Source organism: Cupriavidus sp. GW823-FHT07B10, from assembly GCF_058794355.1.
In genome coordinates this window covers 158,385-172,249 of sequence record NZ_JBXAGS010000009.1, presented here as the reverse complement: position 1 = coordinate 172,249, position 13,865 = coordinate 158,385, and the positions used below count along the sequence as shown (strand labels likewise).

Below are 13,865 nucleotides of genomic sequence, written 5' to 3'. Positions count from 1 at the left end.
CAATGCGCGCGGGCGCTCAGCCCGCGCTGTGATGCACCGCCAGCCAGACACTGGGCTGGCTGGCATCGGTCCACGCCACCCGGTGGCGGCAGTGGGCCGGAAGATGCAGCCAATCCCCCGGCTTCATGGGATACAAGCCGGACTGGCCTTCGATCTCGATGGCGGCGCTGCCGCTGACCAGCAGCACCCATTCCGCCTCTGCGCTGTCGTACCAGAAGCCCTCAGGACTGGCCTGCCCGTTGGAGACGATGCGCTCGATCCGCAGCCCGGGCCGTTCCAGCAGCGGCTGGAAAAGTTCCTGCGCCGCGCCGGCCGGGACGTCCGCCAGCAGGTTTCCGTGTTCAGGCTGCATGCTGCCTCCTGGAAGGGAAGTCGTGGTTGCCGACCCCGGTCAGTTACCCGGCCCCGGCGCCAGTACGTCGCGCGCGCCGTTGCGGCCCATCGGCGACACCAATCCGGCCACCTCCATCTGCTCGATCAGGCGTGCCGCGCGGTTGTAGCCGATGCGCAGCTGGCGCTGCACGGCGGAGATCGAGGCGCGGCGGCTGGTCAGCACAAAGCTGGCGGCTTCGTCGTAGAGCGGGTCGGCCTCGCCGTCGCCGCCGCTGTCGCCGAACAGGTCGGTGCTGCCGGCCTCGGCCGGGTCGCCGGCAAGGATGGTTTCATCGTAGTCCGGCTCGCCGAACTGCTTCCAGTGTTCCACCACGCGGTGCACTTCGTCGTCGGCAACAAAAGCGCCATGCACGCGCTGCGGATAGCCGGTGCCAGGCGGCAGGAACAGCATGTCGCCCTGGCCGAGCAGGCTCTCGGCGCCCATCTGGTCAAGGATGGTGCGCGAATCGATCTTGGACGAGACCTGGAACGCCACGCGCGTCGGGATATTGGCCTTGATCAGGCCGGTGATCACGTCCACCGAGGGGCGCTGCGTGGCCAGGATCAGGTGGATGCCGGCGGCGCGCGCCTTCTGCGCCAGGCGCGCGATCAGTTCCTCGATCTTCTTGCCGGCGACCATCATCAGGTCGGCCAGTTCGTCGATCACCACCACGATCATCGGCAGGCGCGACAGCGGCTCGGGCGCGTCCGGCGTCAGCGAGAACGGGTTCGGCACTTTGCGCTCGGCGGCCTCCGCGGCGCGGATCTTCTGGTTGTAGCCGGCCAGGTTGCGCACGCCCAGAGCCGACATCAGCTTGTAGCGCTTTTCCATCTCGCCGACGCACCAGTTGAGCGCGTGCGCGGCCTGCTTCATGTCGGTGACCACCGGCGCCAGCAGGTGGGGGATGCCCTCATAGACCGACAGTTCCAGCATCTTGGGGTCGATCATGATCAGGCGCACGTCTTCGGGCGTGGCCTTGTACAGCATCGACAGGATCATGGCGTTGACCGCCACCGACTTGCCCGAGCCGGTGGTGCCGGCCACCAGCAGGTGCGGTGCGCGGGCCAGGTCGGTCACCACCGGATTGCCGGTGATGTCCTTGCCCATGGCCAGCACCAGCCGCGAATGGTGCGCCTGGAACGAGGCCGCGTTGACGATCTCCGACAGCCGGATCATCTGCCGGCGCGCATTGGGCAGCTCCAGCCCCATGCAGGTCTTGCCGGGAATGGTCTCGACCACGCGGATCGAGGTCACGCCCAGCGCGCGCGCCAGGTCCTTCATCAGCCCGACCACCTGGGCGCCGCGCACGCCCATGGCGGGCTCGACCTCGAAGCGGGTGATCACCGGGCCGGCGCCGGCGCCGACCACGGCGACTGGCACCTTGAACTCGGCCAGCCGCTGGGCGATCAGCTCGCCGGTTTCGCGCAGGCGTTCTTCCGATACCTGTTCGGCGCTGTCCACCCCGGTCTCCAGCAGGTCGGCCGGTGGCAGGCGGTAGTCAACGATGGGGCGCGGCGGCGGCGGCGCGACCGGCACCGGCACGGGCGCAGGCTGGGCGGTAGCCAGCGGCACGGTGCGGCCGACCACGGCGGGCAGCACGATGCGCGGCTTGGCGGCCGGGACCGGCGCCTGGTTCAGTGCAGGCGCCTCAGCGGGCTCAGGGACTTCCGGGGCCTCGGTCGCTTCAGGCAGTGCTGCTGCCTCGGCAGGCTCGGCCGCATCGGGTTCCGCCTCCTCGGCGATCAGGCCGTTGCCGTCCATCAATCCGTCCGGTTCGCTGTCCTCCGCGGGTGCCGGGGTGCTGGCATCGAGAGCGCTGCCCTCTTCCATCGCGGAGCTTGCCACGGCCTGGGCTACTGCCTCGGCGCCGGTGATATCCAGTGCGGGCCCGGCTGCTGCCAGCGCTTCGGGTTCCCCAATGACAACGGCGTGATCTCCGCTCCTCGCTTCGGCTTCGGCTTCGGCTTCGGCTTCGGCTTCGGCTTCGGCTTCGGCTTCGGCTTCGGCTTCGGCTTCGGCTTCGGCTGGCAGGGTGACGGTAGCCAGTGCTTGCGGTTCTGCGTCGCCGGCAATGTCCGGCGCCGAATCCGGCACAGCCGCGTCCAGTTGTTGCGGTTGCGGCGCAGCCGCTTGCGGCACTACCGGCTTGCCGGCCAGCGCCTGCAACTCGGCCAGCAGGTCAAGGGCTTCCTGCCGGATCGCGGCAAGCGTGGCTTCGTCGGCTTCGGCCGGCACGGCTTCCGGCGCAATATCGCCAACGATATCGGTGTCTGCGGACACTGGTTCCATGGCAGGCGCTTCGGGCACTGCCACTACCTCAGGTTCCGGGCTGGTAACCGGCTGCGCGGGAGCGGCCACGGCTTGCGTGGCGCCAGTGGGCGCCGGCGCAGCGGCGGCGGCTTCGGCTTCGGCTTCGGCCGGCGCGGATACGGCGGCAGCTACGGTGACTGAAGCAGCGGCCGCGGCGATGCTCTTGCCGGAAGCCTCGGGCAGCGTCGTAATCGCCGAACGCACCAGCGGCTGCGGCTGGCGGAACGGGCTGCTGACGACCGTGCCGCGCAGGGACTGCGCCGGCCGCGGCGCCGGAGCCGGTGAAGGGGCTGCCGTCGGGGCCGGCCTGCGCGCCGCCGGCTGGGCCGGACGCGGCGCCGGTGCCGCCGCCACGGGTGCGGGCGGCGCGGCGCGCGCCGGCTTGACCGCGCCCGGCGACTCGGCGTGGTGCAGCCAGATCTCGCCCGGCTGCGGCGGGGATTCACGCGTGCGGCGCGGCGGTTGCCAGGCGGGCTGGCGGCGCGCCGAGACTGCCTCAAAGCTGCGATGGCGCGTGGCGGGCGCGGTCCAGCCGGGGGTGCCTGCCGCCGGCGCATCGCGGCGCTCTGCGTCGCGCATCGGCTGGGTGGCAGCAAAGGAAACCGGCGGCTCTTCCGGCGCCGCGTCAGGCGCGGCGGCGCGGCGCGGCTTGCGCGAGAACAGGCTGCGCCAGGTTTCACCGAACACCATCGGCGCGGCCAGCGCCAGCACGCCCAGCATCAACAGCAAGGCACCGGTCCAGCCGAACAGGTTGCCCATCATGCCGGCCAGCGCGCGGCCGGCCGAACCGCCAGCGCTCGATTCCGGATCGGTGCCGCTGGTCAGCGCTTCGAGGCAGGCGCTCGCGCACAGCACGGCGAGCGTGCCGAGCCAGACGCGCAATGAGCCGGGCCCTGCCAGCCGGCGCTCGCCGGCGAGCCAGCGCGTCACCAGCCGCCAGACCAGCGGCACTATCCAGAAAGTCGAAAATCCGAACCAGCCAAAACCCATTATCGACATGCCATGTTCAAAACTACGGGCAGCGATTGTAGCGGTTATGGCAGGCGGCGATTGAATCGGAAAGCGCAAATATTCGTAACGCAGCGCGTTTCCGGGGCGATTGCGCAACGATCCCCTGTGCGATTCCGCATGCCAGCGGCGCCAGACTTTGCGCCATCCGGTGGTTGGCGCAGCGGCGCCGCGCTACCATGCGGCAACCCCCAATCGAATTGCACTCCGGCGGCCCGCCGCCTTCCCCTCCCCCATGCCGATCCGCTACGCCAGGCTGCGCATTCTTGTCGTCGAAGACCATCCGTTCCAGCGCGTCGCGGCCGAGGGGCTGCTGCGGTATCTGGGCGTGCAGACCCTGGTTTCAGCTGAAAACGGCACGCAGGCGGCCGAGATCCTTGCACGCGAACCGTTCGACATCGTGTTCTGCGACATCGAAATGCCTGGCGGCAACGGCCCCGAGCTGATTGCCGAACTGCACCGGCGCGGGCAGCATGCCTTTGCCGGGACGGCGCCGGTATGGGTCTGGGTGACGGCGCTGGCGGAGGACATCCTGGATTCAAACCGCGGCCTGGCGCACGCCGCCGGCATCCCGCGCGTGCACGCGCTGCGCAAGCCGCTGTCGCGCGATGCGGTGGAAGAGATCCTGGCCGATGCGCTGGTGCGCCAGCCTGTTAGCGAATCCACCACGCCGGCGTGGTCGCCCGACGACGCAGAACTGGTCCCCGCCACCCGCTCGGGCACGGACCTGCTGGTCATGCTGCAGCCCCAGCACGAGATTGCCAGTGGCCGGCTGGCCGGTGCCGAGGCACTGGTGCGCTGGCGCCATCCCGAACACGGTCTGGTGCAGCCCGACCTCTTTATCCCACGGCTCGAAGCGCTCGACGCGGCCGACCCGGTGTTCTTCTTCGTGGCCCGCCAGTGCCTGGCAGCGCAGCAGCGGCTGCGCGCGGCGGGCATCCACATCACGCTGGGCATCAATGCCTCGGCGCAAACCCTGTGCCGGCCCGGTGTGCTGGAGACGTTCAATGCCCTGGTGACCGCCAGCGGCGTGCCGCGGCACGCGCTGACGGTGGAATTGACCGAGGGCTATCCGGTGCCCGATACGCTGGCGCTGTCGGTCGCGCTGAACCGCTTGCGGCTGCTCGGCTACGGCGTGGCGATCGACGATTTCGGCGTTGGCATCGCCACGCTCAGGCTGCTGGCGGACCTGCCTTTCACGCAGTTGAAGCTCGACCGCTCGTTCGTTGTCGAGGTCGACGGGCATGGCCAGCGTGCCGCGATCTGCCGCAACATGATCAACCTGGCGCGCGAGCTGGGCCTGGAGTGCGTGGCCGAAGGCGTCGAGACCGACGCCCAGCGCGCAGCGCTGCTGGCGCTGCGCTGCCCGCTGGGCCAGGGCTACCTGTGGTCCGCGCCCAAGCCGGCCGAGGTCTTCGTCGCGGATGCCATCGACCGGGCGGCAGTCACGCCGGCGGCGTGAGCTGGCCCTACTGCGCGGCCCGGAACGGATACTTGGCAAAGATCTGCGCCACGGTCTTGTCGATGCGCTGCTGGGCGCTGGCCTTGTCGCTGGTGTCCACGCTGCCCACCGCCACGCCTTCCCAGACCAGCTTCATCTGGCGCCGGTCGACCAGGTCGATGTTGACCGTGCCTTCGGTGTAGGTATAGACGTCGTTATAGAAGCCGTAGCCCGGCCACGGCGCATACAGCCCGCCGCGATAACCGTAATACCCCATCATCGGCGTCGGCGCCGGGCTGACCTGGACCTTCTCCTGCAGCCGGGCATTGAAGTTGACCAGCAAGTCCGGCGACTGCGCCGCATAGCGGTAGCCGCGCGCGGTCAGTTCCCGCTGCACGGCAGACTTGAAGTACTGGGTGGTCAGGCTTTCATAGCCCTGGCGGTCGGTGCCGAGATGCTCGACGAAGCCAAAGCTGCGGTAGGCACTGAAGTCAGTGCTGCGATTGTAGTCAGTCTTGATGTCGGGCACGCTGGCGCAGCCTGACAGGACCAGCGCCGCAGCCACGACGGGAAAGAGCTGCCGGAAGGGTTTCACGATACATCTCCATGATGTCCGCGGCAGCGCGCACATGCAGCCACGCGCAAGCGCCACCGGCGCCGGAACGCCGGCGCACCGTACGCCATCTGACCCGATGGGCTAGTGTCCTGTTCCGCAGATGGCTTGCCAAAATGAAATCGTCCAGTTGGTCGTCAGGCTAAACGCGAGGAGGCGCCATAGCCGTAGCTATGGCAACGACGAGCAACGACGCATGGCGGCCAACTGGGCGATTTCATGGCAAGGTATTTGCGGAACAGGGCACTAGTTCAGCTTGCCATTGATGCCGCCCACGCTGAACCGGCCCGCCCCCAGCAGGGCCACCGCCAGCGCCGCGGCCAGGAACATCCCCTGCAACTCAAGCGCCCAGCCGCCGGTATCGGACAGCATGCCGAGCTGCTTGGTATGCACCAGCGCCACCGCAAACACCATGTTGATGGCAACGATCAGCGCCGCCAGCCGGCTCCACAGCCCGATGATCAGCAGGATCGGGGCCACGACTTCCCCAATGTAGACGCCGTAGGCCAGCCATGCCGGCAAGCCGGCGTCGGCGACCACCTTCCCCACAAAGCCCATGCCGGACGCACCGGTCAGCTTGGCGATGCCGTGCATCAGGATCAACACGCCAAGCACGATGCGCAGCAGCGCCTTGCCCAAGTCCTGGGAACCCTGAGAGCCACCCATGGCCGTTCTCCTTGCCGTTGTCTGTCGAGTTGGTTGTCGAAGCCAAGCGCCTTTACCCTCACGCGCAAGGCTCGCCCCTGTACCTTAGTGCGAGGCGGCGTGAAGGTAAAGCCGCAAATACGAGACTGCCTGCTGGCCGGGATGCGACCGGCACACCACCTCGCCAATCCCGCCATGCCGTATCCGGAAGGCCTGCGCTACACCACCCGGTGCATCGCTGGCTGCCGCGGCTCAAGCATGCCGACCTTGTATGCGCATTCGGGCAGGACCTCGCCCAGGAAGTCGAGAAAGCGCCGGGTGGCAGGCGTCACGCCCTTGCGGGAGGGGAACACCGCGTGCAGCGTGCCGACCGGCATGTCGTACTGCGGCAACACCAGTTCCAGCTCGCCGCTTTCCAGCGCATCGCGGCAATACATCCGCGGCAGCATGGCCACGCCCGCGCCGGCGATCGCCGCCTCGCGCAGCAGCACGAAGTCTTCGGTGACCAGGCGCGGTTCATAGGCAATCTGGATCGAGTCGTTGGTCTTGCAGCGCAGGGTCCAGACATGCTTGCCGTCGTGCGGCGGCTGGCCCACGCCGGGCATGCCATCCAGCGCCTGCGGTGTGCGCGGGCGGCCGATGCTGTCCAGCAGCGCGGGGCTGGCCACCAGCATCAGCTGGCTTTCACCGAAGGTGCGCACGGCCAGGCTGGAGTCCTCCATGGACTCGCGCACGCGCAGGGCCAGGTCGAAGCCTTCGCCGATCACGTCCACGCGCCGGTTGGTGGTCTCCAGCTCGATCCGCACGGCCGGGTTGGCGCGCATGAAATGGCCGATGGCCGGCGCCAGCAGGATCTGGGCGATGGCGATCGGGCAGCTCACGCGCAGCGTGCCGCCAGGCTGCTCGCGCGCCTGCTCGATGACCTCGCGGGCCGCCTTGGCCTCATTGAGCATGGCGCGGCAGCGTTCGTAGAAGGATTCGCCAAGCGGCGTAACGCGCACCTGCCGTGTCGTGCGGCGCAGCAGCTGCACGCCCAGGTCGCGTTCCAGCTGGGCGATGCGCCGGCTCAGGCGCGACTTGGGCACGCCTGAGGCGCGGCTGGCCGCGGAAAAACTGCCGTGTTCGACCACCTGGGCAAACAGGGACAAGTCGTTGAGGTCTTGCATGGATGGCTCCGGGATCACGTGCGGCCGCCAGGCTGGCGTTGCGCCGGCAGAACAATCATTTGCATTTTGCCTCACTACCGATACCAATGGCCAGCCGCTATCTTTCATCCATCGCAACCGCACACCTTGTGGAGATAGACATGAACATCCTGCAGATCGATTCCAGCGTACTTGGCGACAACTCCGTTTCGCGCAGCCTGACCGCCAGCGTGGTGGCCGACCTGGTCGCCGCCACCCCGGACGCCAAGGTCACCGTGCGCGATCTGGACCAGGACGCTCCGGCGCACCTGTCCGGCAACCTGCTGCCCGTGCTGGGCGGCCCGAAGGAAGGCCTGAGCGCCATCCAGGAAGCCGAGCTGCAGCGCACCGAGCAATGGCTGGCCGAATTCCTGGCCGCCGACGTGCTGGTGGTGGGCGTGCCTCAGTACAACTTCAGCATCCCCAGCCAGCTCAAGGCCTGGATCGACCGCATCGCGCAGGCTGGCCGCACCTTCAAGTACACCGAGAACGGCCCGGTGGGCCTGGCCGGCGGCAAGCGCGTGATCGTGGTGTCGTCGCGCGGCGGCGTGCGCCAGGATGCCAATGAACTGGACCTGCACGAAAAGACCGTCGACATCGTGTTCCGCTTCCTGGGCATCACCGACATCACCTACGTGCGTGCCCACGGCCTGGCCATGGGTCCGCAGTTCCGCGAAGCCGGCCTGGCCAGCGCCCGCACCGAAATCGCGGCGCTGAACGACGCCAGCCGCCTGGCCGCCTGAAGTCCTGTGGACGGCCGGCGCTGCAGGACGGCGCCGGCTCGCCCCGCGGACGGATCGGGTCTATGATGGATCGGGGCGCTATGGCGCCCCGCGTGCCATGGGCGGCGCGCCGGCCCCGGCTATTTGCCCGCGGCTGTCGTGCCGCCTGCAGTCATCGACCGATCCACTCCCGGGAGCCCGCATGACTTCAGCCCTGTTGCCAGCCGCCGCCCTCCATCCGCCGCACGAACCCGCCCTGCTTTCACAGTATCGCCACGTACGCACGGCCACCGAGACCCTGGTGGCCGACCTGTCCGATGCCGATGCCACCGTGCAGTCCATGGACGACGCCAGCCCGGCAAAATGGCACCTGGCGCACACCACATGGTTCTTCGAGGAATTCGTGCTGGCTGCGCGGATCCCGGACTACGAGCTGGTGGACCCGGACTACCGCTACCTCTTCAACTCGTACTACGAAGCGGTCGGACCGCGCCACCCGCGGCCGCAGCGCGGGCTGCTGACCCGCCCCTCGCTGGACGAGGTGCTGGCCTACCGCGAGGCCGTGGACGAATCGATGCTGACGCTGCTGGGCAGCGCCCAGACCGATGACGAGGCAGCGCTGATCATGCTTGGCCTGCAGCATGAACAGCAGCACCAGGAACTGCTGCTGGCCGACATCCTGCATCTGTTCGCGCAGAACCCGCTGCGCCCCGCCTTTGCCCCGGAACTGCCCGAGCCGGTGATCGCCGACCCTCGGCCCGCGCCGGACTGGATCGGCTTTGACGGCGGCCTGGTGGAGATCGGCCACCGCGGCGAGACCTTTGCCTTTGACTGTGAAAGCCCGCGGCACAAGGCCTACCTGGCACCGTTCACGCTGTGCTCGCACCCGGTCAGCAACCGGCAATGGTTTGAATTCATCGAGGATGGCGGCTACCAGACGGCGGGGCTGTGGTTGTCCGACGGCTGGCGCTGGGTGTGCGAGCAAGGCATCCTGGCCCCGCTCTACTGGGAAGAACGCGAAGGCACGTGGTGGCAGATGACGCTGCGCGGGATGCATCCGGTCGACCCGGACAGCCCCGTCACCCACGTCAGCTTCTATGAGGCCGAGGCATTCGCGCGCTGGGCCGAACGCCGGCTGCCGACCGAGGCCGAATGGGAGCACGCGGCGCGCAGCCTGCCGGCCACCGGGAATTTTGTTGAAGGCCGCGCGCTGCGGCCGTTGCCGGACCGGCAGAACACCTCGGGCGTGCTGCGCCAGATGTTCGGCGATGTGTGGGAATGGACCGGCAGCGCCTTCCTGCCGTATCCGGGCTTCCGCCCGAACGGCGGTGCGGTGGGCGAGTACAACGGCAAGTTCATGAGCGGCCAGATGGTGCTGCGCGGCGGGTCTTGCGTCACGCCCGAATCGCATATCCGGGCGACGTACCGCAACTTCTTCTATCCGCACCAGCGCTGGCAGTTCACCGGGGTGCGGCTGGCGGACGATGTCTAGCCCGGCGCCAGCCAGCGCCACGCCAGCCAGGCCAGCAGCACCCACACCAGCACGATGACCACGGCGGCCGCGCGATTGCGCGGCCGTTTTGCATGCGTGGCCTGCCACGCCTGGGCCCGGCCGCGGCATTCATCCTTTACCGCCGACGGAATCATCCGCAGCGTCAGCCAGATACCCAGCGGCACCAGCAGCACGTCATCGACATAGCCCAGCACCGGGATGAAATCGGGGATCAGGTCGATCGGGCTGAAGGCATAGGCCACCACCAGCGCGGCCAGCAGCCGCGCGCTCCACGGCGTGCCGGGGTGGCGGCTGCAGAACCACAGCATCAGCAGGCTCGCCTTGAGCCCGCGCGCCCACTGGCGCAGGCGTGCGCCGACGGCCATCGCCGGCATCAGCGCTTACCAGCCCTTGGTCTTGGGCTGCTGCGCCGCGGGTTGCTGGGCCGCAGGCCGCTGCCCGCCCGGCTCGCCGGTGGGCGCCTTCAGCGGCGGCGCCGCCGCGATCGGCGTCTGCGGGTACAGCTTCTGCCAGCGCGCCTTCAGGCCCTTGGCGATCTCGGCCTGGTTGTAGCGCTCGGCAAAGTCGATCACGGTCATGCCCTGCTGGTTCTTCAGGCGCATGTCGGCGCCCTCGTCCAGCAGCAGCTTGACGGTCTCGATATGGCCGCCGCGCGCGGCCATCATCAGCGGCGTGGTGCCGTTGGGGCTTTCGGCGTCGATATAGGCGGCATGGTCGACCAGGTACTTGACTACGTCGTTGTGGCCATTGGTGGCCGCATAGTGCAGCGGGGTCCAGCCGGTCTTGTTGATCTCGGCCTCCATCTCGTCGACCATCAGCTTGACCATGTCCAGCTCACCCTGCAGCGCGGCCATCATCAGCGGGGTCTCGCCGGCCGGGTTGGCCTTGTCGAAATCGATGTCCTTGGCGCGGATCAGCACCGTGGCCGCCTTCAGCGACTTCTCGCGCAGCGCCAGCACCAGCGCCGGGTTGCCGCGGCTGTCCACCAGATTGGGATCGACGCCCTTGGCCAGCAGCTTCTTGACGGTGTTGGCGTCGTCGAATTCGACGGCCTTGCGCATGTCGTCGGCAGGCGCGGCCTGCGCCAGCGTGGCGGCGGCCAGCGCAAGGGCGCCGGCAGCGCGTCGGGCAAACTTCATGTCAAACATGCGATTCCCTGTCAATATGCTTGAATAGCTTGAAGAAATTTTCCGTCGTCTGTTCCGCGACCTGTTCCACAGGGACCCCGCGCAGCTGCGCGATGAACTCGCCCACATGGCGCACCCAGGCAGGTTCGTTGGTCTTGCCGCGGTATGGCACCGGCGCCAGGTAGGGCGAATCGGTCTCGATCAGCATGCGCTCCAGCGGCACCTTGCGCGCGGTTTCCTGCAGGTCGGCCGCGCTCTTGAAGGTGACGATGCCCGAGAACGAGATATGGAAACCCTCATCCAGTGCCTGGCGGGCGACGTCCCAGGTCTCGGTGAAGCAGTGCATCACACCGCCGGCCTCGCGCGCGTTCTCTTCGCGCATCAGGCGCAGCGTGTCGTCGGCGGACGAGCGGGTATGGATGATCAGCGGCTTGCCGGTCTGGCGCGCGGCGCGGATATGGGTGCGGAAGCGCTCGCGCTGCCATTCCATGTCGGCGATGCTGCGGCCGTTCAGGCGGTAGTAGTCCAGCCCGGTCTCGCCGGTGCCGACCACGCGCGGGTGGGCGGACAGCTCCACCAGGCGCTCCAGCGTGGGTTCCTCGCCCTCTTCGTAGTCCGGGTGCACGCCGACCGAGGCGTACAGGTTGGGATGCTGCTCGGCCAGCGCCAGCACGCGCGGGAAGTCTTCCAGCGTGACCGAGATGCACAGCGCATGCGTGACCTGGTTGGCGCGCATGTTCTCCAGCAGTTCCGGCAGGCGCGCGGCCAACTCGGGGAAATCGATATGGCAGTGGGAATCGACAAACATGGGGAATCTCTGTTGGCGGGTGGCTCAGTCCACGCGGCGGCCGACGATGATCAGGTCGCGCTCGACACCGTCGAGCACGGCAACGCGCGGCAGGTCGCCCCAGCGCGTAAAGCCCAGCGACGCGAACAGGCCCAGGCTGGGCGCATTGTGGCCGAAGATAAAGCCGAGCAGCGTGTTCACCCCGACCCTGGGCGCATGGTCGATGGCCTGTTGCAGCAGGTAGCGGCCCAGCCCCTGGCCGCGGCGCTGCGCGTCCAGGTAGATCGACACCTCGGCGGTGGCGCCGTAGGCCGGGCGGCCGTAGAAGTCTGAAAAGCTCATCCAGCCGGCCATGCGGCCGTCGGCATCCTCGCACACCCACAGCGGGCGGCGTTCAGGCTGGTGGGAATCGAACCAGGCCTGGCGCGAGGCCACGGTGACCGGTTCGGTATCGGCGGTGACCATGCGCGAGGGCACGGTGCCGTTATAGATGGCGACGATGCCCGGCAGGTCGCGGGGCTCGGCAATGCGAAGTGAAAAATTCATTGAAAATCAAAATATTGTGAGAACAACCTCACAACGTTCATAAAGTTTGCGTGGGGCGCCCGGACTCCAGCATCTTGCCCAGGATCTCCTCCACCGCGCGGCGCAGGTTGCGCCCGTTGTCGTCGTCGGGGAAATGCACGCCGACGCCGGGGGTCTTCATCGGCGTGCCCGCCGGGGTGATCCAGGCCACATGGCCCGCGATCTGGTATTTCTGCGGCCGGTCCAGCAGCGACAGCACCAGGAACACCTGCTCGCCCAGTCGGAACGGCCGGTTCGACGGCACGAAGATGCCGCCGCGCGCCAGGAACGGCATATAGGCCGCATACAGCCCGGCCTGGTCCTTGATCGACAAGGACAGCACATTGGGGCGCGATGCCGCCCCGCTGCCGGTTGGCGCAGCGGGCGGTGCGCCGGCGACTGCTGTGTTCATGGTTGACCCCCTGAATGACGGTGCTGCTTGTTGTTATGGCCTATTTTGACTGCCAGGCGTACTACCGGAACAGCTGGCGGTATTCCAGGAATACCGCTTCCATCACCAGCCGGGCCGCCAGCGGATGGTTCTCGCTGCGGCGATGCGCGGTCAACCGGGTGGCAAAGGCCTGCAGACGGTGCGCGTCGGTGGCCCCGGCGCAGCGCGCCAGCACCGCCCGTTCCTTGGGCAGGTACCGCGGCGTGGCGCTGCCGTCCAGGCGCAGCGTCAGCAGATCGTACGTCCAGCGCTGCACGATGCCAAGCACGGCAGGCACCGGCAGCTTCTGCAGTTGCTCGGCCGCCGCGGAAGCGTCGAAGGCGGCGGCGGCGCCGAGCTGGCCGACCAGCCAGCGCTGCAGCGGCTGCTCCTCGGCCTCGGCCGCATGCAGCGCGGTCAGCGGCGAGCCGCCGGCCAGCGCCAGCTGGGCCTCGGCATCGGCCACGCCCTGGCCGCGCAGCCAGGCCAGCGCGGCCTCCGGCGTCGGGCGCTGGGCCGAGAACTGGCGGCAGCGCGACAGGATAGTCGGCAGGATGCGGTCGAGGCGGTCGGTCACCAGCAGGAATACGGTGGACGGCGGCGGCTCTTCCAGCGTCTTCAGCAGTGCGTTGGCGCCCTCGGTCTGCAGCGCATCGAGCGGATAGACCACCACCACGCGCAGCCCGGCCCGGTGCGTGCCCACGCCCACGGCCTCGATCAGCGCGCGCACCTGCTCCATGCGGATGATCTTGCTGGGCGCCTTCTTCTTGCCGCCCTCGTCGGTCTCGGCCTCGGCCGCGGCGTCCAGCGCCTCGGGCCGCACCACGGTGAAGTCCGGGTGGTTGCCCTGGCTGAACCAGTGGCAGGCGGCGCACTGGCCGCAGGGCTGGCCGTCCGGCAGCGGCGCCTCGCACAACAGCCCCTGCGCGAAATGCAGGGCCAGGTCGCGCTTGCCGATGCCTTGCTGGCCATGGATCAGCAAGGCATGCGGCAGCCGTTCACGCAGCGCGCCAAGCCGTTGCCAGTCTTCCTTCTGCCAGGGATATAGCATGTGAATCAGTGGGTTAGCGATCTAACTTCAAGTTTTACCTGTGATAGCCGTGCGATTGCGAATTGCGCAATGGCGCGGCATTCACACCTATCACGTC

Annotated in this window: 14 protein-coding genes; 3 read left to right on the top strand and 11 right to left on the bottom strand. The window is 68.3% G+C overall.

Features of this window, described 5'->3' with window-relative positions; genetic code table 11:
• Positions 1-16: 16 nt before the first annotated feature.
• Together AC1Q6V_RS20110 and AC1Q6V_RS20105 are read right to left on the bottom strand one after the other, a co-directional pair.
• Entirely contained in the window at positions 17-352 is a 336-nt protein-coding gene (locus AC1Q6V_RS20110) for a cupin domain-containing protein (protein ID WP_010811545.1), read from the bottom strand.
• A gap of 39 nt (positions 353-391) precedes the next feature.
• Positions 392-3,673, bottom strand: a complete 3,282-nt coding sequence (locus tag AC1Q6V_RS20105) for an FtsK/SpoIIIE family DNA translocase (protein ID WP_492350769.1) — start codon at positions 3,671-3,673, stop codon at positions 392-394.
• Positions 3,674-3,926: 253 nt separating this feature from the next.
• On the opposite strand from AC1Q6V_RS20105, the gene AC1Q6V_RS20100 reads away from it, so the two are divergent.
• Positions 3,927-5,153: an EAL domain-containing response regulator gene (locus tag AC1Q6V_RS20100; protein ID WP_454749145.1), complete on the top strand. Its 1,227-nt coding sequence runs from the start codon at positions 3,927-3,929 to the stop codon at positions 5,151-5,153.
• 7 nt (positions 5,154-5,160) lie between these two features.
• On the opposite strand, the gene AC1Q6V_RS20095 is transcribed toward AC1Q6V_RS20100, so the two are convergent.
• The 3 genes from AC1Q6V_RS20095 to AC1Q6V_RS20085 form a co-directional block, all read right to left on the bottom strand.
• Positions 5,161-5,727: a DUF4136 domain-containing protein gene (locus AC1Q6V_RS20095; RefSeq protein WP_010809992.1), complete on the bottom strand. Its 567-nt coding sequence runs from the start codon at positions 5,725-5,727 to the stop codon at positions 5,161-5,163.
• 264 nt (positions 5,728-5,991) lie between these two features.
• Entirely contained in the window at positions 5,992-6,411 is a 420-nt protein-coding gene (locus AC1Q6V_RS20090; RefSeq protein ID WP_010809993.1) for a DoxX family protein, read from the bottom strand.
• A 197-nt stretch (positions 6,412-6,608) separates the two neighbouring features.
• A complete protein-coding gene (locus AC1Q6V_RS20085) occupies positions 6,609-7,556 on the bottom strand; it encodes a LysR family transcriptional regulator (protein ID WP_010809994.1) in 948 nt (315 codons plus the stop codon).
• A gap of 140 nt (positions 7,557-7,696) precedes the next feature.
• On the opposite strand from AC1Q6V_RS20085, the gene AC1Q6V_RS20080 reads away from it, so the two are divergent.
• Positions 7,697-8,317: an FMN-dependent NADH-azoreductase gene (locus tag AC1Q6V_RS20080; RefSeq protein ID WP_010809995.1), complete on the top strand. Its 621-nt coding sequence runs from the start codon at positions 7,697-7,699 to the stop codon at positions 8,315-8,317.
• Between the two features lie 181 nt (positions 8,318-8,498).
• Entirely contained in the window at positions 8,499-9,788 is a 1,290-nt protein-coding gene (gene egtB, locus AC1Q6V_RS20075) for an ergothioneine biosynthesis protein EgtB (RefSeq protein ID WP_010809996.1), read from the top strand.
• Here the strand turns inward: egtB and AC1Q6V_RS20070 are convergent.
• The 6 genes from AC1Q6V_RS20070 to AC1Q6V_RS20045 form a co-directional block, all read right to left on the bottom strand.
• The gene (locus AC1Q6V_RS20070; protein WP_454750100.1) at positions 9,785-10,174 is read right to left on the bottom strand and encodes a YkvA family protein; all 390 of its coding nucleotides are present in this window, start codon (positions 10,172-10,174) and stop codon (positions 9,785-9,787) included. The two genes, egtB and AC1Q6V_RS20070, sit on opposite strands and share 4 nt — an antisense overlap.
• 15 nt (positions 10,175-10,189) lie before the next feature.
• Positions 10,190-10,957 carry an ankyrin repeat domain-containing protein gene (locus tag AC1Q6V_RS20065; protein ID WP_011615157.1) on the bottom strand — a complete coding sequence of 256 codons (768 nt, stop codon included), beginning with the start codon at positions 10,955-10,957 and terminating at the stop codon, positions 10,190-10,192.
• Positions 10,950-11,744 carry a TatD family hydrolase gene (locus AC1Q6V_RS20060; RefSeq protein ID WP_010809999.1) on the bottom strand — a complete coding sequence of 265 codons (795 nt, stop codon included), beginning with the start codon at positions 11,742-11,744 and terminating at the stop codon, positions 10,950-10,952. The genes AC1Q6V_RS20065 and AC1Q6V_RS20060 overlap by 8 nt, the downstream gene beginning before the upstream one ends.
• 24 nt (positions 11,745-11,768) lie before the next feature.
• Positions 11,769-12,269 carry a GNAT family N-acetyltransferase gene (locus AC1Q6V_RS20055; protein WP_010810000.1) on the bottom strand — a complete coding sequence of 167 codons (501 nt, stop codon included), beginning with the start codon at positions 12,267-12,269 and terminating at the stop codon, positions 11,769-11,771.
• A 37-nt stretch (positions 12,270-12,306) separates the two neighbouring features.
• On the bottom strand, positions 12,307-12,699 hold the full coding sequence (locus AC1Q6V_RS20050; RefSeq protein ID WP_010810001.1) for a PilZ domain-containing protein: 393 nt from the start codon (positions 12,697-12,699) through the stop codon (positions 12,307-12,309).
• Between the two features lie 61 nt (positions 12,700-12,760).
• On the bottom strand, positions 12,761-13,768 hold the full coding sequence (locus tag AC1Q6V_RS20045; RefSeq protein WP_454750099.1) for a DNA polymerase III subunit delta': 1,008 nt from the start codon (positions 13,766-13,768) through the stop codon (positions 12,761-12,763).
• Between the last annotated feature and the right edge of the window lie 97 nt (positions 13,769-13,865).